General features: G+C 71.8%; 16 protein-coding genes, 1 pseudogene and 1 riboswitch. Of the genes and pseudogenes, 9 read left to right on the top strand and 8 right to left on the bottom strand.

Features of this window, described 5'->3' with window-relative positions; translation table 11 throughout:
• Positions 1-31 precede the first annotated feature (31 nt).
• The 5 genes from AOK17_RS27910 (at position 32) to AOK17_RS27890 (ending at position 4,773) form a co-directional block, all read left to right on the top strand.
• Complete coding sequence (locus AOK17_RS27910; RefSeq protein ID WP_055615322.1) at positions 32-775, top strand: hypothetical protein; 744 nt, start codon at positions 32-34, stop codon at positions 773-775.
• Positions 776-984: 209 nt separating this feature from the next.
• Complete coding sequence (locus AOK17_RS27905; RefSeq protein WP_055615321.1) at positions 985-1,647, top strand: sigma-70 family RNA polymerase sigma factor; 663 nt, start codon at positions 985-987, stop codon at positions 1,645-1,647.
• A 109-nt stretch (positions 1,648-1,756) separates the two neighbouring features.
• Positions 1,757-3,142 carry an MBL fold metallo-hydrolase gene (locus AOK17_RS27900; RefSeq protein ID WP_055615320.1) on the top strand — a complete coding sequence of 462 codons (1,386 nt, stop codon included), beginning with the start codon at positions 1,757-1,759 and terminating at the stop codon, positions 3,140-3,142.
• A 172-nt stretch (positions 3,143-3,314) separates the two neighbouring features.
• Positions 3,315-4,061, top strand: coding sequence for a sulfite exporter TauE/SafE family protein (locus AOK17_RS27895; protein WP_055615319.1), 747 nt, complete (start codon positions 3,315-3,317; stop codon positions 4,059-4,061).
• A 121-nt stretch (positions 4,062-4,182) separates the two neighbouring features.
• Positions 4,183-4,773, top strand: a complete 591-nt coding sequence (locus AOK17_RS27890) for a rhodanese-like domain-containing protein (protein ID WP_055615318.1) — start codon at positions 4,183-4,185, stop codon at positions 4,771-4,773.
• 17 nt (positions 4,774-4,790) lie between these two features.
• Here AOK17_RS27890 and AOK17_RS27885 read toward each other — a convergent pair whose 3' ends face one another.
• Positions 4,791-5,555 carry an LmeA family phospholipid-binding protein gene (locus AOK17_RS27885; protein ID WP_055615317.1) on the bottom strand — a complete coding sequence of 255 codons (765 nt, stop codon included), beginning with the start codon at positions 5,553-5,555 and terminating at the stop codon, positions 4,791-4,793.
• A 73-nt stretch (positions 5,556-5,628) separates the two neighbouring features.
• A complete protein-coding gene (locus tag AOK17_RS27880) occupies positions 5,629-6,309 on the bottom strand; it encodes a TetR/AcrR family transcriptional regulator (RefSeq protein WP_055615316.1) in 681 nt (226 codons plus the stop codon).
• A 181-nt stretch (positions 6,310-6,490) separates the two neighbouring features.
• On the opposite strand from AOK17_RS27880, the gene AOK17_RS27875 reads away from it, so the two are divergent.
• Positions 6,491-8,095 (top strand): MFS transporter, encoded by a 1,605-nt coding sequence (locus AOK17_RS27875; protein ID WP_055615315.1) that lies wholly within the window; start codon positions 6,491-6,493, stop codon positions 8,093-8,095.
• A 188-nt stretch (positions 8,096-8,283) separates the two neighbouring features.
• On the opposite strand, the gene AOK17_RS27870 is transcribed toward AOK17_RS27875, so the two are convergent.
• Genes AOK17_RS27870 through AOK17_RS27855 form a run of 4 tightly spaced genes read right to left on the bottom strand, consistent with a single transcriptional unit; the run spans position 8,284 to position 14,172 of the window.
• Positions 8,284-10,311, bottom strand: coding sequence for an acetoacetate--CoA ligase (locus AOK17_RS27870; protein ID WP_055615314.1), 2,028 nt, complete (start codon positions 10,309-10,311; stop codon positions 8,284-8,286).
• Positions 10,308-12,023 carry a bifunctional 3-(3-hydroxy-phenyl)propionate/3-hydroxycinnamic acid hydroxylase MhpA gene (gene mhpA, locus AOK17_RS27865; RefSeq protein ID WP_055615313.1) on the bottom strand — a complete coding sequence of 572 codons (1,716 nt, stop codon included), beginning with the start codon at positions 12,021-12,023 and terminating at the stop codon, positions 10,308-10,310. Before mhpA ends, AOK17_RS27870 begins: the two co-directional genes overlap by 4 nt.
• A gap of 17 nt (positions 12,024-12,040) precedes the next feature.
• A complete protein-coding gene (locus AOK17_RS27860) occupies positions 12,041-13,000 on the bottom strand; it encodes a fumarylacetoacetate hydrolase family protein (RefSeq protein ID WP_055615312.1) in 960 nt (319 codons plus the stop codon).
• Positions 13,001-13,044: 44 nt separating this feature from the next.
• Positions 13,045-14,172 (bottom strand): VOC family protein, encoded by a 1,128-nt coding sequence (locus AOK17_RS27855; RefSeq protein ID WP_107102515.1) that lies wholly within the window; start codon positions 14,170-14,172, stop codon positions 13,045-13,047.
• 147 nt (positions 14,173-14,319) lie between these two features.
• On the opposite strand from AOK17_RS27855, the gene AOK17_RS27850 reads away from it, so the two are divergent.
• The 3 genes from AOK17_RS27850 to bla all read left to right on the top strand — a co-directional run bounded on the left by AOK17_RS27850 (position 14,320) and on the right by bla (position 16,771).
• On the top strand, positions 14,320-14,955 hold the full coding sequence (locus AOK17_RS27850; RefSeq protein ID WP_055615310.1) for a TetR/AcrR family transcriptional regulator: 636 nt from the start codon (positions 14,320-14,322) through the stop codon (positions 14,953-14,955).
• A gap of 92 nt (positions 14,956-15,047) precedes the next feature.
• Positions 15,048-15,692 carry a TetR/AcrR family transcriptional regulator gene (locus tag AOK17_RS27845; protein ID WP_055615309.1) on the top strand — a complete coding sequence of 215 codons (645 nt, stop codon included), beginning with the start codon at positions 15,048-15,050 and terminating at the stop codon, positions 15,690-15,692.
• A 203-nt stretch (positions 15,693-15,895) separates the two neighbouring features.
• Complete coding sequence (bla, locus tag AOK17_RS27840; RefSeq protein ID WP_055615330.1) at positions 15,896-16,771, top strand: class A beta-lactamase; 876 nt, start codon at positions 15,896-15,898, stop codon at positions 16,769-16,771.
• Between the two features lie 136 nt (positions 16,772-16,907).
• Here bla and metE read toward each other — a convergent pair whose 3' ends face one another.
• Positions 16,908-19,229 carry a 5-methyltetrahydropteroyltriglutamate--homocysteine S-methyltransferase gene (gene metE, locus AOK17_RS27835; RefSeq protein ID WP_055615308.1) on the bottom strand — a complete coding sequence of 774 codons (2,322 nt, stop codon included), beginning with the start codon at positions 19,227-19,229 and terminating at the stop codon, positions 16,908-16,910.
• A gap of 162 nt (positions 19,230-19,391) precedes the next feature.
• A riboswitch (cobalamin riboswitch) is annotated at positions 19,392-19,615 on the bottom strand.
• A gap of 11 nt (positions 19,616-19,626) precedes the next feature.
• Positions 19,627-20,067, bottom strand: a pseudogene (locus AOK17_RS27830) (3-hydroxyacyl-CoA dehydrogenase family protein); the annotation flags it as partial.

The raw sequence follows: 20,067 nt of genomic DNA, 5'->3' as shown, positions 1-20,067 counted from the left end.
GGCGGATGCGAGGACGAGGCCGAGGCCGGTCATGACCGCGGGGCGGGGGATACGCGAGGTACGGGCTGTGGTGTTCGCGGCCGTCTGCGTCGTGCTCGCCGCCCTCGGGCACGTGATGATGTCCGGCTCCTCGGTGCCCTGGTGGACGATGGCCGCCGGGGGAGTGGTGACCGGCGGTGCGGGCTGGTGCCTGGCCGCCCGTGAGCGCGGACTGCCGCTGATCGTGACCGTGGTGGTCGTCGCCCAAGGGCTGCTCCACACCGGGTTCTCGCTCGCCCAGTCGGCCGCGCCGCCGGTGGCCTGGGGTTCGATGGGCTCGGGCGGCGGGGGCTCGATGCCGATGGGCTCCGCCGGGCGGGGCATGGATTCCGAACACATGGGCGCTGCAGCCATGGATTCCGTGCACATGGGCTCCGTACACACGGGTTCCACGGACGCCATGGACATGGGACACATGGGTTCTGGACCCATGGCTCACCCGGCGCACGACATGGACGGCATGTCGTCGCTCGGCATGCTTGCCGCCCATCTGCTGGCCGCGCTGCTGTGCGGTCTGTGGCTCGCGTACGGCGAGCGCGCGGCCTTTCGCATCCTGCGGGCCGTGGCCGGCCGACTCGCCGCACCGCTGCGGTTGCTGCTGCACGCCATGCCCGCACCGCCGCACCGGCCGCGCGTCCGCGTACCCCGCCGCTCCCCGGACCGCTCGCCGCGGCGGCTCCTTCTCGTCCACGCGATCACCTCACGAGGTCCGCCCGTCGGGACCGCTGTCGCCTGAGACAGCCGGATCCCCGAGGCGCCTCCCCGCGTGCCTCGGGCACCGGCCGTACCTCCCGTACGGCCGGCCGCACCCCACGCGCCGGACCGATGCGCCAACCGTCCACGTGCCCACGCGGAACCAAGGCGCCCACGCGCCCATGGCCCACATGCGCACGTACTCACGCGCGCCGTCGGTCCGGATCCCGGATGACCCGAGAAGGACCACTGGTGATCACTCCAGCCCTGCCCGCTTCGCACGACAGATCGCATGACAGAAGTGACGAGTCGATAACCGCCTGGGCGCTGGCCGCCCGCGGCGGCGACCCGGACGCGGTCGAGCGTTTCGTCCGCGCCCTGCACCGCGACGTCGTGCGCTATGTCGCCCATCTCTCCGCCGACCCGCAGGCCGCCGACGACCTGGCCCAGGACACGTTCCTGCGGGCACTCGGCAGCCTGCACCGGTTCGAGGGGCGTTGTTCGGCCCGTACGTGGCTGCTGTCCATCGCTCGCCGCGCGGTGATCGACAGCTTCCGGTACGCCGCCGCCCGGCCGAGGCTGTCCGACGTACAGGACTGGCGGCTGACGGTCGAACACGCCCAGCCGCACGGCCTGCCCGGCTTCGACGACGGGGTCGCGCTCCTCGATCTGCTGGCCGCGCTGCCCGACGAGCGGCGTGAGGCGTTCGTGCTCACCCAGCTGATGGGGCTGCCGTACGCCGAGGCGGCCCAGCTCAGCGACTGCCCCGTCGGAACCGTCCGCTCCCGCGTGTCCCGCGCCCGCGCCACCCTTGTCGAGCTGCTCGCCGAGGCCGACGGACCGGCCGCATCGGCCGTACCGGCCGCACGCGGGCACGCGGATCCCGCGTTCGAGCCGCGCGACCGGGCCGCCTGACCGGCCCGTTCCCCAGCCTTTCGAACAGCTTTCAAATACCCCCGGGGGTACATGCTAGTGTCCCTCATATACCCCCGGGGGTAATTTCCGTTCGGAAGGAGTGCCCGACATGTTCTTCGTCGACACCATCGAGGTGGCGGGGCTCGGCAACCGCAGCTACCTGGCGGGCGGCGGGCGGGAGGCCGTGGTGATCGATCCGCCGCGTGACGTCGACCGGGTGATCGCGGCGGCGGCCAGGCGGGGCGTGCGGATATCGCATGTGGTCGAGACACATGTGCACAACGACTACGTCACCGGCGGTCCGGAGCTGGCCCGGCTCACGGGCGCGGTGTACCTCGTTCCGGCCGGGGCCCGCGTCTCCTTCGAGCGGACCCCGGTACGCGACGGGGACAGCACGGTCGTCGACGCCGATGCGGGTCTGGCCCTGCGTGCGCTCGCGACCCCCGGCCACACCCCGCACCACACCTCGTACGTCCTGGAGGAGGGCGGGGCGGTGGTCGCGGTCTTCACGGGTGGGTCGCTGCTCATCGGCACGGTCGGGCGCCCCGACCTCGTCGAGCCGCGCCTGACCGAGGACCTCGCCCGCGCCCAGCACGCCTCCGCCCACCGACTCGCGGACGAACTCCCCGACGAGACGGCGGTGTTGCCCACCCACGGCTTCGGCAGCTTCTGTTCCGCCGGCCGGGCCGAGGGCAGTGCCACCACCATCGGCAAGGAGAAGTCGGCCAACGAGGCGCTCACCCGGGACGTGGACACCTTCGTCGCCGACCTGCTGGCAGGGCTGGACGAAGTCCCCGCCTACTACGCGCACATGGGTCCGGCCAACGCCGCGGGGCCCGCGCCCGTCGACCTCACCCCACCGGCCGTGGCCGACGCCGACGAGATCGCCGCCCGGCTGGCCGCGGGGGAGTGGGTGGTCGATCTGCGCAACCGGGTCGCGTTCGCCGAAGGGCATGTCGCGGGCTCGCTCAACTTCGAGGCCGAGGGTCAACTGGCCACCTATCTGGCCTGGTTGATCCCCTGGGGCAGGCCGGTGACACTCCTCGCCGAATCGGCCGGGCAACTGGCCGCCGCCCAGCGCGAGTTGGTCCGGGTCGGCATCGACCGCCCGGCTGCCGCAGCCACGGGTGAACCCTCGACGTGGGTACGCGAGGGCGAGCCCCTGGCCGCCTTCCGCCGGGCCACGTTTGCCGACCTCGCCGACGTCACCGCTGTCACCGGTCGGCACCCCGGTGACAGCCTCGTCGTACTCGACGTCCGGCGGTCGTCCGAACGCGCCCGCGGCTTCATCGAGGGCTCGGTCCACATCCCGGTCCACGCCCTGCACGGGCGGCTCGGCGAGATTCCCGCGGGCGAGGTGTGGGTGCACTGCGCGGGCGGTATGCGCGCCGCCATCGCCGCCTCCCTGCTGGACGCGGCGGGCCGTGAAGTCGTTGCCGTGGACGACGCGTTCACCGCGGCGGAGAAGGCCGGCCTCACCGTCCGGACCGCCTGAACACGCATCGGTACGAGGGCCAGTCCTTGTGCGGGTCAGCGCTTGCGCGAGCTCAGCCTTCGCGCGGCATCCGCCCTCCGTCACCAGAAAGAAGCGAGACCGTGCCGATGCAGCCCCTCCCATTGCCCTGTGTTCCCGGCCGTGCCGACAGTCTTGAGATCGGCACGGTGGCGTGAGCCCTCTCATACTCGCCCTGACGGCCGGTGCCGTCATCGGGCTGGCGCTCGGTGCGCTCGGGGGCGGCGGCAGTGTCCTGGCCGTTCCCGCCCTGATCTATCTGCTCGGTTTCACCCCGGTCGCGGCCAGCACCGCGAGCCTCGTCATCGTGACCGCCACCTCGGCCACGGCACTGTCCGGCCACGCACGCGACGGCCAGGTCCGCTGGCGTACGGGAGCGCTGTTCGCGGCGGCGGGCATCGGCCCGGCGCTGCTGGGCGGCGCGGTCGCGGGGAGGCTGCCCGCCGCCGCGCTGACCGGCTCCTTCGCCGTGGTCGCGGCGGTGGCGGCGGTACGCATGCTGCGCGCCCGGAAGAGTTCGGACGACGCCCGGCCGGTCCGGTCCGGGCGGGCCGCGGCGGCCGGTGGCGGGCTCGGCGCGGTCACCGGCGTACTCGGAGTCGGGGGCGGCTTCCTCGCCGTACCGGCGCTCGTGGGCGTACTCGGACTGCGGATGAGGGAGGCGGTGGGCACCAGCCTGCTCGTGATCACCGTCAACTCGCTCGCCGCGCTCGTGATGCGCGCCGGTACGGCCGACGGCCTGGACTGGGCCGTCATCGCCCCCTTCGCCGGGGCCGCGATCCTCGGCGCCTGGGACGGCAAACGCCTCGCCGCGAAGGTGTCCGGCCCGACGCTCCAACGGGTCTTCGCCCTGGTGCTGCTCGCGGTGGCCGCACTCATGCTCATCGACACGGTGGTGTGACGGGCTCCGGCCACAGCCACAGCCACAGCCACAGCCACTAGATCACTCCAGTGCCCCCGTACCTACCTCCAGTACACCCCGTACCCCCAGCACCTCCGAACACAACAGGAGTACCTCAGCCATGACCGTTTCCCGCACGCCCGTCGTCGTACTCGGCGTCGGCCAGGCCCGCACTCGGCTGCACGACCTCGCCGTCATCGACGTACGGACGCCCGGCGAGTACGCCTCGGGTCATCTGCCCGGCGCCCTGAACATCCCGCTGGACCAGGTGCGGCGGGCGTTGCCCGAACTCCGGCACGCCGCTGAGCGCGGTGACGTCCTGATCGTGTGTGCCTCCGGCAACCGCTCCCAGGCCGCCTGCGAGCTCCTGGCCGGAGAGGGCATCGCCGCGGCGACCCTTGCCGGCGGTACGACCGCGTGGGCCGCCGAGGGCAACGACCTGGACCGGCCCGCGGCCTCCACTGCCCGTGGCACCTGGGCCATGGAACGTCAGGTCCGCCTCACCGTCGGCACTCTCGTACTCGCCGGACTGACGCTGGGACTGCTCGTACATCCGGCGTTCCAGATCCTCTCGGCCGGGGTGGCGGGTGGCCTGGTCCTCTCCGCGCTCACCAACACCTGCACCATGGCGGTCCTGCTCGGCAAACTGCCGCACAACCGCCCTCGCGCGGCCGACCGGGAGGCCACGCTGGCCGCTCTGCGCAGCCGCTGAGCAGGGGGCGAGGGCGGTCAGCTCTGTGCCGCGTCGTCGGGGCGGAAGGTGACCGACGTGCCCGAGAAACGGGCGGTGAGGCCGTCGGCCGTGGTGGCGACCGAGCGAAGAGTCAGGCCGTCGGGGATGTTCCGCAGCTGGATCGGCTCCTCGAAGACCTTGTCGAGCAGTGCCTGACCGGCGTCGGGCAGTACACCGCTCGTCACCCGGAAGTCCTCGAAGGCGATGCGGTTGCCGGAGACCGCCGACACCTTCACCGTCACGGTGATTCCGTCGCCGAACGGCATCGCGATCCTCGCGCTGATCCGGCCGGGCCGGTCGCCCCGGGACACCTCAAGACCGAGGGCGTCGGACACGTCGGTGTACGACAGCCGGGCGGTCGCTTCGGCGCTGCGCGCGTGTGCCTCACTGCCGTCGTCCGACTTCCGCAAGTCGTCGAGCCTGAGGTCGAGTTCGGTCACCGGCAGCGGGCGGGTGGCCTCGTCGGCGGGTATGTCGCGAGCGGTGATGTCCACGTGCCGCAGGGTGCCGGACGCCACCTGGGTCAGCACGGGGAAACCGCGCACATGGACCTCGGGCCGCGTCGGAGTACCCATGCCCTCCTGGAACGCCTCGGCCGTACCCGACTCCACCCGCGCCGCCGCGACACGGTCGACCACCACGGGGACGAGGATCAGCGCGCACAGGGCGGCCAGGGCGATGACGAGCGGTTGCCGGTGCGTCCGCGGGACGTCCGACTCGTACGCGAAGTCGTCGCGGTATTCGGGATGGGGGCGGTACATGAACTCTCCTGTCGCGTGTACGGGGTTGCTGGGTGCCCGAGTTACTTGGCACCCGAGTTACTTGGCACCCGGGCTATTTGGCACCCGGGCAACTGGGCATTGCACCGGGCTGGTTGGCGTCGCGGAGGCGGCGAACCGTCGAGGCCGCGACATCGCGGTCGGCGCCCGCGGCGATCAGAGCGGTGGTGGCGGCGCCCGTGCCGTCGTCGGCCCAGATCCCGCAGTTGACGCTGTCGAGCAGGGCCAGAATGTGCGCTTCGAGGGCTCTGCTGAGCGGGCCGGGCGGGACGCCGGTGCGGAAGACGCCCTGCCGTTGGCCGCGGGCGAGGATCCCGGCGACCGTGTCGCGGACGGGAGCCAGGAGTCCGCTGAACCCGTTGGCCCCCAGGTCCTGGCGGGCCAGCCCGATGAGCGTGCGATAGCGGTCACCGACCGGCCAGAGGGTGAGGACGACGCGCGCCAGGGCACTCGCGGCGTCCGGGGCCGGACCCCGACTAGCGGCTGACGCGTCGATGACGGTGATCGCGACGCGAATCGCCTCCCCGGCGTCCGCCGCGAGCCCCCCGACAAGTGCGGCCCGCCCCGCGAAGTGCGCGTACACGGTACGACGCGCCACCCCCGCGGCCTTGGCGATGTCACCGAGGCTGCTGTCGGCGTTGCGACTCAGTTCCCGCCGGGCCGCTTCCAGGATGCGCGTGCGGGTGGCGCGGGCCGTACGGCTGAGGGGTTCGTGCGTCGCTGGCGGGCTGGTCACATCGGTACCTCGGCAGACAACAGACAGAAGACAGCAGGCAGAGAGACAGGCAGGCGGACAAGCGGGCGGGCGCAGGGAGAGCCACCGCGATATTTGCACACCGGCGGGCAATAAACTAGTCTGCACATCAGTGGGCAATTAAGTCGCCCCGCTCGTCCCGCTCACCCCCTGGGAGCCTCCGATGCCGCTCATCGCCAATACGCCCGTCGAGAAGATGGCGGGGCCGTACTCACGGCGCTGGCTCGCCCTGCTGGTGCTGTGTCTGAGTCTGCTGATCGTGGTCATGGCGAACACGTCACTGATCGTGGCGGCGCCGGACATGACCCAGGGCCTGGGCCTGAGCAGCAGTGACCTGCAGTGGGTCATCGACGGCTACACCGTTCCGTATGCCGCGCTGATGCTCGTCCTCGGTTCGATCGGCGACAAGTACAGCCGTCGTGGCGCGCTCGTCGCGGGCTTGGTGATCTTCGCGGGCGGTTCGGTGATGGGCAGCCTGGTCGACGGGACGGGCCTGGTGATCACGGCCCGCGCGATCATGGGCGTGGGCGCGGCGGTGGTCATGCCGGCCACGCTGTCCCTGCTGGTCGCGGTCTTCCCGAAGCGGGAGCGGGCCAAGGCCATCACGGCCTGGACCGCCACCTCCGGCCTCGCCATCGCGGTCGGCCCGCTGGTCGCCGGCTGGCTCCTGGAGGACCACGCCTGGGGCTCGACCTTCCTGATCAACGTCCCCATCGCCGTCGTCGCCGTGTTCGGCGCGCTGGTCCTGGTGCCGCCGTCGAAGGCGGCGAACGCGGGCCGGATCGACTACGTGGGCGGACTGCTGTCGATCGTCTCGGTCGGTTCGCTGGTCTACGCGATCATCGAGGGCCCGCACTTCGGCTGGGGCACGGGCCCGGTGGCCGCCGCGGTGGTCGCGGGCGTGGGCCTCCTGGCCTTCGTGCTCTGGGAGCTGCGCCACCCGCACCCGATGCTGGACGTGCGCAGGTTCGCCCAGCGTTCCTTCAGCGGCTCGATGCTGGCGGTGCTGTTCTTCTTCTTCGGCACCTTCGGGGCGATCTACTACTCCACCCAGTTCCTGCAGTTCGTCCTCGGCTACGGCGCGCTGGAGACCGGTGTCCGTCTGCTGCCGCTGGCCGGCGCGGTGTTCGTCGGCGCCGCGGCCACCGGGCGCCTCACGCCGAAGCTGGGCATGAAGACGATGGTGGTGTCCGGCATGGTGATCGGCACCGCGGGCGTCCTCCTGCTCACCCTGATCGACACGGGCTCCACGTACGCCGACTTCCTGGCGCCGATGATGCTGCTCGGGTTCGCGATCGGTCTGAGCGTGTCCCCTGCCACCGACACCATCATGGGCTCCTTCCCGGAGAGCGAGCTGGGTGTCGGCGGCGGCGCCAACGACACCGCGCTGGAACTCGGCGGCTCCCTCGGCATCGCCGTACTGGGCTCGCTGCTGGCCACCGCCTACAAGGACCGGCTGACCGACCTGGTCGGCGAGCAGCTGCCGGCCTCTGCGATGGAGACGGCCAAGGACTCGGTGGGCGGCGGTCTGGCGGTCGCCGAGCAGATCGCGAAGACCCCCTCCGCCGGACCCCAGCAGGCCCAGGCCCTGATCGACGCGGTGCACGAGGCCTTCGCCCACGGCGTCGCCCACACCAGCCTGATCGGCGGGATCATCATGGCCGCCGGAACCATGATCGTCCTCGCGGTCCTGCCCGGCCGCAAGGCCGCGAAGCGCGACGAGGGAGAGCTGGAGGAGAGCGCCAAGGAGCGCGTGGACGTCGGCTGAGGACGCACACGCGGACGCGGGTCGGTTCCGGACGGAGCCGACCCGACCATCAGGAGGCCGGACCTCAGGTCCGGCCTTCCTTCACCCCTGACGGGTCGTGCCCGAGCGGCGCACGGCCCGGGCGGTGCCGGGAGGGGACGCCCGGCACCGCCCGTCTCATCCCTTCCCGACCCACCTCGTGTCCCGTCTCATGAACGGGCGGGATCGGTGCCTGTCCGTGCGCGGCGTGCGGCTCCCAACCGGGCGTAGTAGTCGATGAGTTCGGGCGCGTCCACGGTGGCCGGGTTGACGACCTGCTCGGCGGGCGCGCCCTGGAGCAGCCGCTTGACGGGGACTTCGAGCTTCTTGCCCGTACGCGTGTGCGGGACGGCCGGGACTTCGAGGATCTCGTCGGGGACGTGGCGCGGCGAGACACCGGCGCGGATCGCCTCACGGATGCGGTCGCGGAGCGCGTCGTCGAGGACGGCCCCGGCCGCCGGGACCACGAACAGCGGCATCCAGTAGCCGCCGTCCGGTTCCTCCGCCCCGATGACCAGGGCTTCGGTGACCTCCGGAAGCCGTTCCACGACGTCGTGGATGTCCGCGCTCCCGAGCCGTATGCCGTTGCGGTTGAGGGTGGAGTCGGAACGGCCGTGCACGATCACCGAACCGTGCCCCGTGAAGGTGATCCAGTCGCCGTGCCGCCACACGCCGGGATACGTGGAGAAGTACGCCTCGTGATAGCGCGTGCCGTCGGGGTCGTTCCAGAAGTACAGCGGCATCGACGGCATGGGGCGGGTGACCACCAGCTCACCGACCTGGTCGACGACCGGGTGCCCCTCGGCGTCGTACGCGGCCAGCGCCACGCCCAGATGAGGGGCTGACAGCTCCCCGGCCCGGACAGGCGTCGTGGGCGCGCTGCCTGCGAAACCGGAGACGATGTCCGTGCCGCCGCTGATGGAGGCGAGCAGGACGCGGTCGCCGACGTGGTCGCGTACCCAGGGGTAGGCGGAGGCCGGCAGGGCCGAGCCGGTGCAGCCGACCACGCGGACGGACGACAAGTCGTGCACGGAGGGGTCGATGCCGAACTTGGCCATCCCCAGCAGGTATTGGGGACTCGTGCCGAAGACGGTGACGCGGTGCCGGGCGGCCAGCTCCCACAGGAGGTCGGGGCGGGCGAGCGGCGCCGGGCTGCCGTCGTACGTACAGGTCGTGGCGCCCGTCAGCAGGGTGGAGGCGACCAGGTTCCACATCATCCAGTGGGTGGTGGTGTACCAGAGGAGGCGGTCGCCCGGGCCGAGGTCCGAGTGCAGGCCAAGGGTCTTCAGGTGCTCCAGCAGGACTCCGCCGTGGCCGTGCACGATGCCCTTGGGCAGGCCGGTCGTGCCGGAGGAGAAGACGACCCACAGTGGGTGGTCGAACGGCACCGGCGTACAGGCGAGTTGCTCCTTGCGGGTGGCCGCGTCCTCCCACGGTACGGCCAGGGACGGGTAGTTCCGGGACAGCCGCGGCAGGCCCACGTGGTCGACGAGCAGGGTGGCCTTCAACGTCGGTAGCGCGCAGGCGAGTTCGAGGGACGCGTCGCGGCGGTCGTGGGTGGTTCCGTTGAAGAGGTAGCCGTCGGCGGAGATCAGGACGGTGGGTTCGAGCTGGGCGAAGCGGTCGGCTGCGGCCTTCGGCGCGTAGTCCTGGCCGCACACCGACCAGACGGCGCCGAGGCTCGCGGCGGCGAGGAACGCCACGATGGCGTGCGGGGTGTTGGGGAGGTAGCCGACGACGCGGTCGCCCATGCCCACGCCGAGATCGCGCAGGGTCGCGGCGACGGAGGCGACCTCGGCACGCAGTTGGCCGGCGCCGACTGGGCGGGCCGAACCGGTCTCGTCCATCGCGATGATCGCCGGCCGGTCGGGGCTCAGGTCGCGCAGGGCGTGGTGGGCGTAGTTGAGGGTCGCCCCGGGGAACCAGCGGGCACCCGGCATGGAATCCTCGGCCAGCACCCGCTCGTACGCACGGTCCGCGTCAATGTCGAAGTACTCCCACACCGCACCCCAGAAGCCCTCCAGATCCGTGACGGACCAGCGGTGCAGCGCGGCGTAGTCGGTGTGGTCGTCGGTGTTGTCGTCGCCCGTCCCGACGACCCGGTGCCGGGCGGACCGGCGGGCGAAGTCAACGATGCGACTGGACGCCGCGGCCTGCGGATCGGGAGCCATGAAGGGGTCCGGGTACGGCCTGGTCATCGTATGGCACTCCTCAACAGGCTGGTGTCGATGGTCCGTTGGGCTGGGAGAGGCTTTCGTGTGCTGTGCAGCAGGGACGCCCAGCCCGCGGTGTCGGTGAAGTCGTCGGCGCCGGACGGGACTTCGTCCATGACGACGCGGTCGGGACGCAGCAGCACGGCGTCCGCCCGGCCCTCGCGCAGCCAGGCGGAGAGTCGGCCGTCGTCACCGAGGCCGGTCACCTGGACGGTCCGGGCGCCGAGTCCGTCGGCGACCGCCCGCAGCGAGGGCGAGAGCGGCGCGGCGGTCAGTACGGCGAAGGAGTCGCCGAGCAGTTCGTCGAGACGGACGCGCCGCCCGTCGACCGTCACCCACGGCTGCGGGCAGATTCCGCCCACGAGACCGCGACCGCCCCAGCGGGCCCGACGGAGGGCACGTCGGCGCACGAGCGGCCCCGCGGCAAGGGCCGGGCTGAGGTCACGGGCGGCTGCCGCGGGCACGCCGGGGATACGGAAGGCCGCGGCCAGGACGCCGCGACGGAGGGCGGCGGCACCGTCCTGGCCGCCGGTCATGGCCCAGCCCATCGCGACCGCGAGCCGGATCGCATGACGGGCGTGCGGCGCGCGTTCGCTCTCGTAGGTCTCCAACAGCCGCTCGTCCGAGCCCTGTTGGAGGACTCGGGCCAGCTTCCACGTCAGGTTGTGGGCGTCACGCATCCCCGCGCCCAGCCCTTGCCCGATGAAGGGCGGAGTGAGGTGCGCGGCGTCGCCGAGCAGGAAGATCCGCCCGCGGCGCCAGCGGTCGGCGATACGGGCCCGGAAGGTGTACTGCGCCTGCCGCACCACCTCGAAGTCGGCGCCGTACGGGAGATCCACCCAGGGGGCGATCAGTTCGCGAAGCCGCTCATGCCGCCGCTCGTCCAGCCGCTCATGATCCGGTTCCGGTTCCGGCTCGTCCCGCAGGCGGAACTCCCAGCGGTAGCGGTCCTCGCCGATGCGCATGAAGGTCGCCGGCCGGTCCGGATCGCAGACCTGATCGACGCCTTCCCAGCAGCGGACCGGGACGCTCGTGCGCACGTCGACGACCGTCCAGCGCTCCTCGAAGCGCAGGTCCTGCCATCCGGCGCCGACGGCGTCACGGGTGAGGCTGCCCGCGCCGTCGCAGCCGAGGACGGCGTCCGCCCACAGGTCCTCCTCGACGCCGTCCCGGCGGAAGGTCACGCGGACCGGGCCGTTGCTGTCCTGGCCGACGCCGACGCCGACGCCGACGCCGACGCCGACGCCGACGCCGACGCCGACGCCCGGGCCGACGCCCACGCCCACGACCTCCACCCCGGTCCGCAGATCGCACTCCGGGCGGCGGGCCAGGGCGTCGCGCAGCACCCGCTCCAGCTCCGGCTGGTCGAACATGCTGGTCTGCGGGAAGCCGTGCGCCCCTTGTCCCGAGCGCGGGAACTCGGCCATCACCCGGTGCCGGGCGTCCAGCAGCCTGAGCCCCCGCGCGGGGCGGGCGATCGCGGCGAACTCCTCGCCGACCCCGGCGGCCTGGAGGATCCTGCGCACCTCGTCGTCGGCGGCGACGGCACGCGGCAGCGGGTAGACGTCGTGATGGCGTTCGAGGACGACGGTCCGTACGCCGCGCCGGGCGAGCAGGAGAGCGGCGGTCACACCCACCGGCCCGGCTCCGACTATCACCACGGGTACGTGTGCGGCTGTTTCCTTTTCGGCTGTCATGGTGCGGCTCGCTTCGCTCACGCGTCGGTCACAGGGGTGCGCTGCTCACCGAGGTCGATCCGCCCGTCCGGCGTGGCGATCGTCGCGGTGATCAGGTCGCCGTCGCGCAGGTAGCGCGGATTGCGGGCCTGGCTCCTGAAGAACGCCTTCCACTTCATGGCGGGCGGCAGCAGTGCCCCGATCTTCTCGACGGCCTTGGGCGGGGCCTTGAGAGCGGTGCCACCGGGAGTGCCCGTGAGCAGCAGGTCGCCGGCGTCCAGGGCCTGGAAGCGCGCGAGCAGGGTCAGCGCCTGCGCCGGACGGACGATCATGTCGGCCAGGGTGCGGTCCTGACGCAGGTCGCCGTTGACCGACAACTTCAGCCGCAGATCGAGGAGATGGGCGAACTCCTCCGGCTCCAGCAGACAGAGGAAAGGCCCGGTCGGCGTGAAGGTCGGGTACGACTTGCTCTCGTAGAACTGCGTCTTGGTCAGCTGTACGTCACGGGCGCTGACGTCGTTGGTGACCACGAGCCCGGCGACGTACGAGGGCAGGTCCTGCTCGGTGACGACGGTGCCCACCGGCAGGGGTGCGCCCATCACCAGGCCGAGCTCGATCTCGTAGTCCAGGAACTTCACGTGCGACGGGCGGACGATCGCCTCACCCGGGCCGCTCACCGAGCCGGACGCCTTGCGGAAGAAGGCGGGCGGGATGTCGCCGGTGAAGCCCGAATCGCGGGCGTGGCTGCGGTAGTTGACCATCTGGGCGACCACCCGGCAGGGCGTCGTGACGGGGGAGAGGGTCACCAGGTCGGCGACGGCCGTGCCGGTGTCGCCGAAGGCGGCGGCCTCCTGGACGGCTTCCCGGGCGGTCTCCCGTACGGCGGCGAGGTCGGCCAGCAGTTCGGCGGTGGTGACGGCCTTGGTCTCGATGCGGACGGCGCGTGAGTCGCGCACCACCCACCAGCCGTCGGCGGTGCGCAGGACGTTGGTGCTCATGTCGTTGCCTTCATCAGGGGGCGGGGGGTCGGGAGTTGGGGGATTCAGGAGTTCACGGCTTTCAGCAGGCCCAGCAGGCGTGCCGGGTCCACCTCGTTGTCGCCGCGCAGGGCCTGGACGACGTCGCGGACCCGGGCGGGGGAGGGGCTCGCGCCGAGGAAGTCGCGGGTGGCCGGCGGGCCCCACTGGGCGAGGCCGCTCGTCGACATGGGGGCCCAGCCGGGTTCGAGGTCGCAGGAGAACAGGTCGCCGTCGGCGAAGTGCTCCAGCATGAAGCGGTCGGGGTCGCGCCAGTAGTCGAAGAGCTGGCTGCCCTGGATGTGCCGCCCGATGCCCCAACTGCGCTTGTAGCCACGCTCGTTGAGGTACTCCCCGCCCGCGGCCATCGAGTCCAGGTCGGTGACCTGGTACGCGGAGTGCACATAGCCGTTGCCGGGGCCCAGATGCATGGCCAGGGTGTGGTGGTCGACGGCCAGGCCGCCCCGGTCGCAGCGGATGAACGCCATCGTCGGGCCACGCTCGCGCTGCCCGTCCAGGAACAGGAAGTCGCTGACGATCATGCCGAGCGTGTCGAGATACCAGTCCAGTGCGCGGCCGAACACCCTTGTCTCCAGGACCACATGGCCGAGACGCTGGATACGGGACGGCTCGCGGGGCGGGCGCTGCGTGGCGTTCGTACGACGGTGATCCGTGCCGAAGTTGAGGAGCAGCGGCGCCTGTTCGGGCAGCGCGGGCAGATCCTCGCCGCAGTGCACCACGCGCACCGGAAAGCCCGAGGGGTCGAGGAGGTCCACGGCGCTGCCGCCGCCGGGGGCGCCCGCTCGGTCGAGGTCCCGTACGTCGGAGCCGGTGGCGCGGGCCAGCCGGTCCAGATCGGCCTGCTCGGCCGCGCGGAACGCCGGTCCGGCGAAGCGGGACGTACGCCCTTCGCGGATCACCATGCAGGGCGAGCCGGCGAGGGTGCCGCGCAGCCACAGCTCGTGCTCGGTGCGGGCGGCGACACCGAAACCGAAGTCGCGGGCGAAGACCTCCGCGCGGTCCAGGTCGGGCTTCTCGAACTCCAGCCAGGCCAGGTCGGCCACCTTGATCACGGGGTTTCGGGAGCGTCCGGGGTGCTCGCCCCGCAGGGCGCCCTGTTCGCTGTGGAGGTCCTGGTGGGCTGTCCTGGTCATCGTCTTCTCCAAGCAACATCGCCGTAATGATGAAATCATCAAGTTTGATGGCACGTCTCGTCAAGAGGTCCGGAGTGTTGATTGATGGATTCATCAGAACTGTGATCGGCGCCTGATATGTGCCTGAGACGTGACTAGACTCTCCGCATGCCTACGAAAGCCCCGCCCGGCAACCGGTTCGAACGGCGTCGCGCCGAGACGCGTCAGGCGCTCGTCCGCGCGGCCCGGCGGATCCTCGCCGAGAACGGTGACACCGGCGTGAGCATCCAGGCGATCGCGGAGCGCGCCGACGTGGGGTTCGGCTCCTTCTACAACCACTTCGCGTCGAAGGCCGAGCTGTTCGACGCGGCCGTCGTGGACGCGCTGGAGGAGTTCGGCCAGACCTTCGACGAGCGCCTGAGCGGGATCGACGACCCGGCGGAACTCGTGGCGGCGGGCTTCAGGCTCAGCGCCAGAATGGCCGACTCGCATCCGGAGCTGATGCAGGTCCTGCGCCGCCGGGGCCTTGAGTACCTCCACTCCGACCGCGGCCTCGCTCCCCGCGCCCTGCGCGACCTGGAGACCGGCGTCGCCTCCGGCCGTTTCTCCCCCGTCGATCCGACCGTCGCACTGTCCGCGCTGGGCGGGACCCTGCTGTCCCTGGTGGAGCTGAGATTCACCCGCCCGGACATGGACGGCGACGAGGCCGCCGTGAACCTGGCCGAGATGGTCCTGCGCATGCTGGGCGTCCCGGCCGACGACGCCCACGACGTCGCCCGGCGGCCACTCCCCGACCTCGCCTGACGGACGGGTCCGGGCAAGCCCCAGGAGCCGTGGCCCGCCCCCGTGGGAGAATCGGAGAGCCCTTCCACCCCCTGCATCCGCGAGGACGTGCCGTGCCCAAGCCCGTGGTCCGTGAGCCGTTGCGAAGGAATTCGCGTTCCAACCGGGCCCGCATCCTTGCCACCGCCCGCCAGGAGCTCGGGCGGAACCCGGACGTCACCCTGGAGGAGATCGCGCGGGCGGCCGGCGTGGTCCGCCGTACGCTCTTCGGGCACTTCCCGGGGCGCGCGGCCCTGCTGGACGCCCTCGCCGAGGAGGCGTCCGAGGCCCTGCGCGGAGTCGTGGCCCGCAAGCCGGACGCGGTGGAGGCGCCCGAGCGGGCGTTCGCGCGGTTCGTCCTGTCGATCTGGTCGGTGGGCGACCGCTACCGGCTGCTCCTGGCACTCGCCCGCCAGGACCTCGGCATGGAGCGGGTGTCCGAGGTACTGGCCCCGGCCCGGGACGCGGCGACGGCCGTCCTTGAGCGAGGGCAGCGCGCGGGTGTGTTCCACGACCACCTGCCGGCCGTGGTCCTCAGTTCCGCCCTGGAGGCCCTGACCATCTCCCTGCTCGAAAGCGTCAACGCGGGGACGTGGGAGGACGACGGGACACAGACCGCCGTCGCCACGCTGGTCGCGGCGGGCGTACCGGAGAAGGAGGCGTCCGCGGTCGTCGAGAGCGTGGCGTCGGAGGAGCGCGCCGAGGCCGCCGACGCGTAGGGGCCGTCGCCCTGGGCCGTACGAGCCCATGTGAGGCCCGAGGGAACCCGTTCGTCATGTCGTGGCGTCTTGATCATCAGAAGGAAGACCACGCCCGCACGAACAGGAAGTACGCCTTGGACACCACAGGATCCAGCTCCAGCTCCCGCTCCAGCTCCAGCTCCCGCGCCCGCTTCAGCTCACGCCCGAGCCGCCGCACGGCACTGGCCCTGGGCGCCGGAGCGGCGCTGGCGGTCACCGTCCCGACGGCGGCGCACGCCTCGGCCCGCGGCGGAGAGAGCCTCGCCGGACAGCTGGCTGACTTGGAGCGGGAGTACGCCGCGCGCCTCGGGATCTTCGCCCACGACACGGCCACGGGCCGGACCGTGGCCTACCGCGCCGACGAACGCTTCCCGATGTGCTCGGTGTTCAAGACGCTCACGGCCGCGGCCGTCCTGAGGGACCTCGACCGCGACGGCGAGTTCCTGGCCCGGCGCATCCGGTACACCAAGGAGTACGTCACGGCCTCGGGCTACGCCCCGATCACGGGCACGGACGAGAACGTCGCGAAGGGCCTGACGGTCGAGGAGCTGTGCTCCGCCGCCGTCTCCCAGAGTGACAACGGCGCCGCGAACCTCCTCCTGCGCGAGCTGGGCGGACCGACCGCGATCACCCGGTTCGCCCGCTCGACCGGGGACAGGATCACCCGGCTCGACCGGTGGGAGCCCGAGCTGAACTCGGCGGAACCGTGGCGGAAAAGCGACACCACCAGCCCGCGCGCCATCGGGCAGACCAGCGCGCGGCTCGTGATCGGCAGGGCGCTCCCGGCCGAGGACCGCGAACGGCTGACCGGGTGGCTGATCGCCAACACCACCAACACCGAGCGTTTCCGGGCCGGCCTGCCCAGCGACTGGACCCTCGCGGACAAGACCGGGGGCGGCTCGCAGTACGGGGTCGCCAACGACGTGGGTGTCGTGTGGCCTCCCGGCCGTCCGCCCCTGGTGCTGTCCGTCCTGTCGACCAAGTACGCCGCCGACGGGCCCCAGGAAAACCCGCTGGTGGCCCGGGCGGCCGCGTTGGTGGCGGCAGAACTCACCTGACGGGGCAGGGCCTCCGACGTGACGGCCGGGGACACGGATGTCCCCGGCCGGTCGGATCGGATCGGATCAGCCGGATCTGATGAGTCGGATCGGATCGGATCGGCGGGATCTGATCAGTCGGATCGGATCAGAAGGATCAGTCGGCGGTGGGCAGTTCCGCGCGTACCGCGTGCGCGGCTGCGACCAGGTTGTCCAGGGACGCCCGGGTCTCGGGCCAGCCGCGGGTCTTCAGGCCGCAGTCGGGGTTGACCCAGAGCCGTTCGGCCGGGATGGCCTCAAGTCCCTTGCGCAGCAGGGCTGCCGCCTCGTCCGCGCTGGGCACGCGCGGGGAGTGGATGTCGTAGACGCCGGGTCCGGCCTCGCGCGGATAGCCGTGGGCGGCCAGTTCGCGGGCGACCTGCATGTGGGAGCGGGCGGCCTCCAGGCTGATGACGTCCGCGTCGAGGTCGTCGATCGCCTGGACGATGTCGCCGAACTCGGCGTAGCACATGTGGGTGTGGATCTGGGTGTCCGGCCGCACCCCGGCGGTGGTGAGCCGGAACGCCTCGGTGGCCCACGCCAGATAGCCGGGGCGGTCGGCGGCGCGCAGCGGCAGGGTCTCGCGCAGCGCGGGTTCGTCGACCTGGATGACCGAAGTCCCGGCCGTCTCAAGGTCGTTGACCTCGTCGCGCAGGGCGAGGGCGACCTGGCGGGCGGTGTCGCCGAGCGGCTGGTCGTCGCGGACGAAGGACCAGGCGAGCATGGTGACCGGCCCCGTGAGCATGCCCTTGACGGGGCGGGCGGTGAGGGACTGGGCGTACGTCGTCCAGCGCACCGTCATCGGCTCGGGGCGGGAGATGTCGCCGGCCAGGATCGGCGGACGGACGTAACGGGTGCCGTAGGACTGGACCCAGCCGTGCTGCGTGGCGAGGTAGCCCGTCAGCTGCTCGGCGAAGTACTGGACCATGTCGTTGCGTTCGGCCTCGCCGTGCACCAGGACGTCCAGACCGGTCTTCTCCTGGAAGGAGATCACCTCCTGGATCTCGGCCTTGATGCGCTCCTCGTAGCCGGCCGTGTCGATGCGACCGGCGCGCAGGTCGGCGCGGGCGACGCGCAGTTCGGCGGTCTGCGGGAAGGAGCCGATGGTGGTGGTCGGCAGCAGCGGCAGACCGAGGTGGGCGCGCTGCGCGGCGGCACGTTCGCCGTACGGCTGGGAGCGGCGGGCGTCGGCGTCCGTGACCGCACCGACCCGCGCCCGCACGGCCGGGTCACGGGTGATGGGCGAGTTCGCGCGGGAGGCCAGGGCGGCCCGGTTGGCGGCGAGTTCGCCGGTGATCGATCCCGTGCCCTGGGCGAGACCCTTGGCGAGGGTGACGATCTCGGCCGTCTTCTGCCGGGCGAAGGCGAGCCAGCGCAGGATCTGCGGCTCGATGTCCCGTTCGGCGGTGGCGTCGAGCGGCACGTGGAGCAGCGAGCAGGACGCGGCCACGTCGACCCGGTCTGCCAGCCCGAGCAGGGTGCCGAGCGTGGCGAGGGACTTGGTGAGGTCGTTGACCCAGATGTTGCGGCCGTTGACGACACCGGCGATCAGGCGCTTGCCCGGCAGTCCGCCCACGGCGGCGAGCGCGTCCAGGTTGGCGGCGGCGGCCTCCGTGAAGTCGAGTGCGAGCCCCTCCACCGGCGCCTTGGCCAGCACCGGCAGGGCGTCGCCGAGCCGGTCGAAGTAGGAGGCGACCAGCAGCTTCGGACGGTCGGTGAGCGCGCCGAGGTCACGGTAGGCGCGCGTGGCCGCGTTGAGTTCGGCGGGCGTACGGTCCTGGACCAGGGCCGGTTCGTCGAGCTGCACCCACTCCGCGCCCGCCGCCCGCAGGTCGGAGAGGACCTCGGCGTACACCGGCAGCAGCCGGTCCAGCAGGGGCAGCGGGTCGAAGTCGGCCGCCACACCGGGCGCGGGCTTGGCGAGCAGCAGATAGGTGACGGGCCCGACGAGGACCGGCCGGGCGGCAAGGCCCAGGTCGAGGGCTTCGCGGAGCTCGGCGACCTGCTTGGCGGAGTCGGCCGTGAACACGGTGTCCGGGCCCAACTCCGGCACCAGATAGTGGTAGTTGGTGTCGAACCACTTCGTCATCTCCAGCGGCGCCACGTCCTGGGTGCCGCGGGCCATCGCGAAGTAGCCGTCGAGCGCGTCGGTCTCGACCGCGGCGCGGTGGCGCCCGGGGATCGCGCCGACCATGACGCTGGTGTCCAGGACATGGTCGTAGTACGAGAAGTCGCCGGTCGGCACTTCGTGGATGCCGGCCTCGGCCAGCTGCCGCCAGTTGGTGCGGCGCAGTTCGGCGGCGGTGGCCCGGAGGGCGTCGGCGTCGACGCGGCCCTTCCAGTACCCCTCGATCGCCTTCTTCAGTTCCCGGGCCCCGCCCTGACGGGGGTAGCCGTACACGGTGGCCCGTGCCGCCGCGGCTGCGGTCTTCGATGTCACGGAACTCTCCTTCGCGAGATGTCTCCCTGAGATCCCGGGACGGACGTGAGCGCGAAGGAGCGACGAACCCGGCGGAGACACCTCGCGCGGCAAGGCGCGGTCGTCCACCGGATATGTACGCCGACCCGCCCACGAGGTCACCGGGATGTCCGTACGCGATCGGTCACGTACGGGCAGATGGCAGGTCTTCGGACTCGCGAGCACGTCCTCCGTACGGAGGACACCTACTGGCCGTCGCTTCCCAGGTCCCGCTTCTCGGGGCCCAGTGCGTATGACGGCGGTCGTTCCCGCTCACCGCTGCGGGGCAGTCCCGGATTCCCACCGGGTTCCCTCTTGCGACGCATCCCGCCTGGCGGACGGGGCGAACCAGCTGCACGGGTCAGCTTAGGCCCTGCCGTCAATCGCCTGGCTGCCGGACGTCAAATGCCTGGCTGCGGACGGCGTCGTACACGTGGAACCCGCGGCCCGTCTTTCGGCCCAACAGCCCTGACTCCAGCATCCGTTGGAGCATCGGTGGCGGGGCGTACAGGGGCTCCCTGAACTCGTCGTAGAGGGATTCCGCGATCGAGGCGACGGTGTCGAGGCCGATCAGGTCCGCCAGTTTCAGCGGTCCCATGGGGTGGGCGCAGCCGAGTTCCATGCCCGCGTCGATGTCGGTGGCCGTGGCGAAACCGGACTCGGCCATGCGGATCGCGGCCAGCAGATAGGGGATGAGCAGGGCGTTGACGACGAAGCCGGCCCGGTCCCGCGCGTGAACCACGGTCTTGCCGAGGACCCGCGTGGCGAAGTCCTCGACGGCCTCGACCGTCCCCGGCGCGGTGTGGAGCGAGGCCACGAT

It is taken from the genome of Streptomyces phaeochromogenes (genome assembly GCF_001418655.1).
GTDB classification, from domain to species: Bacteria; Actinomycetota; Actinomycetes; order Streptomycetales; family Streptomycetaceae; genus Streptomyces; species Streptomyces phaeochromogenes.
The sequence above is the reverse complement of the archived record's forward strand: the minus strand, read 5'-3'. Positions and strand labels throughout refer to the sequence as shown.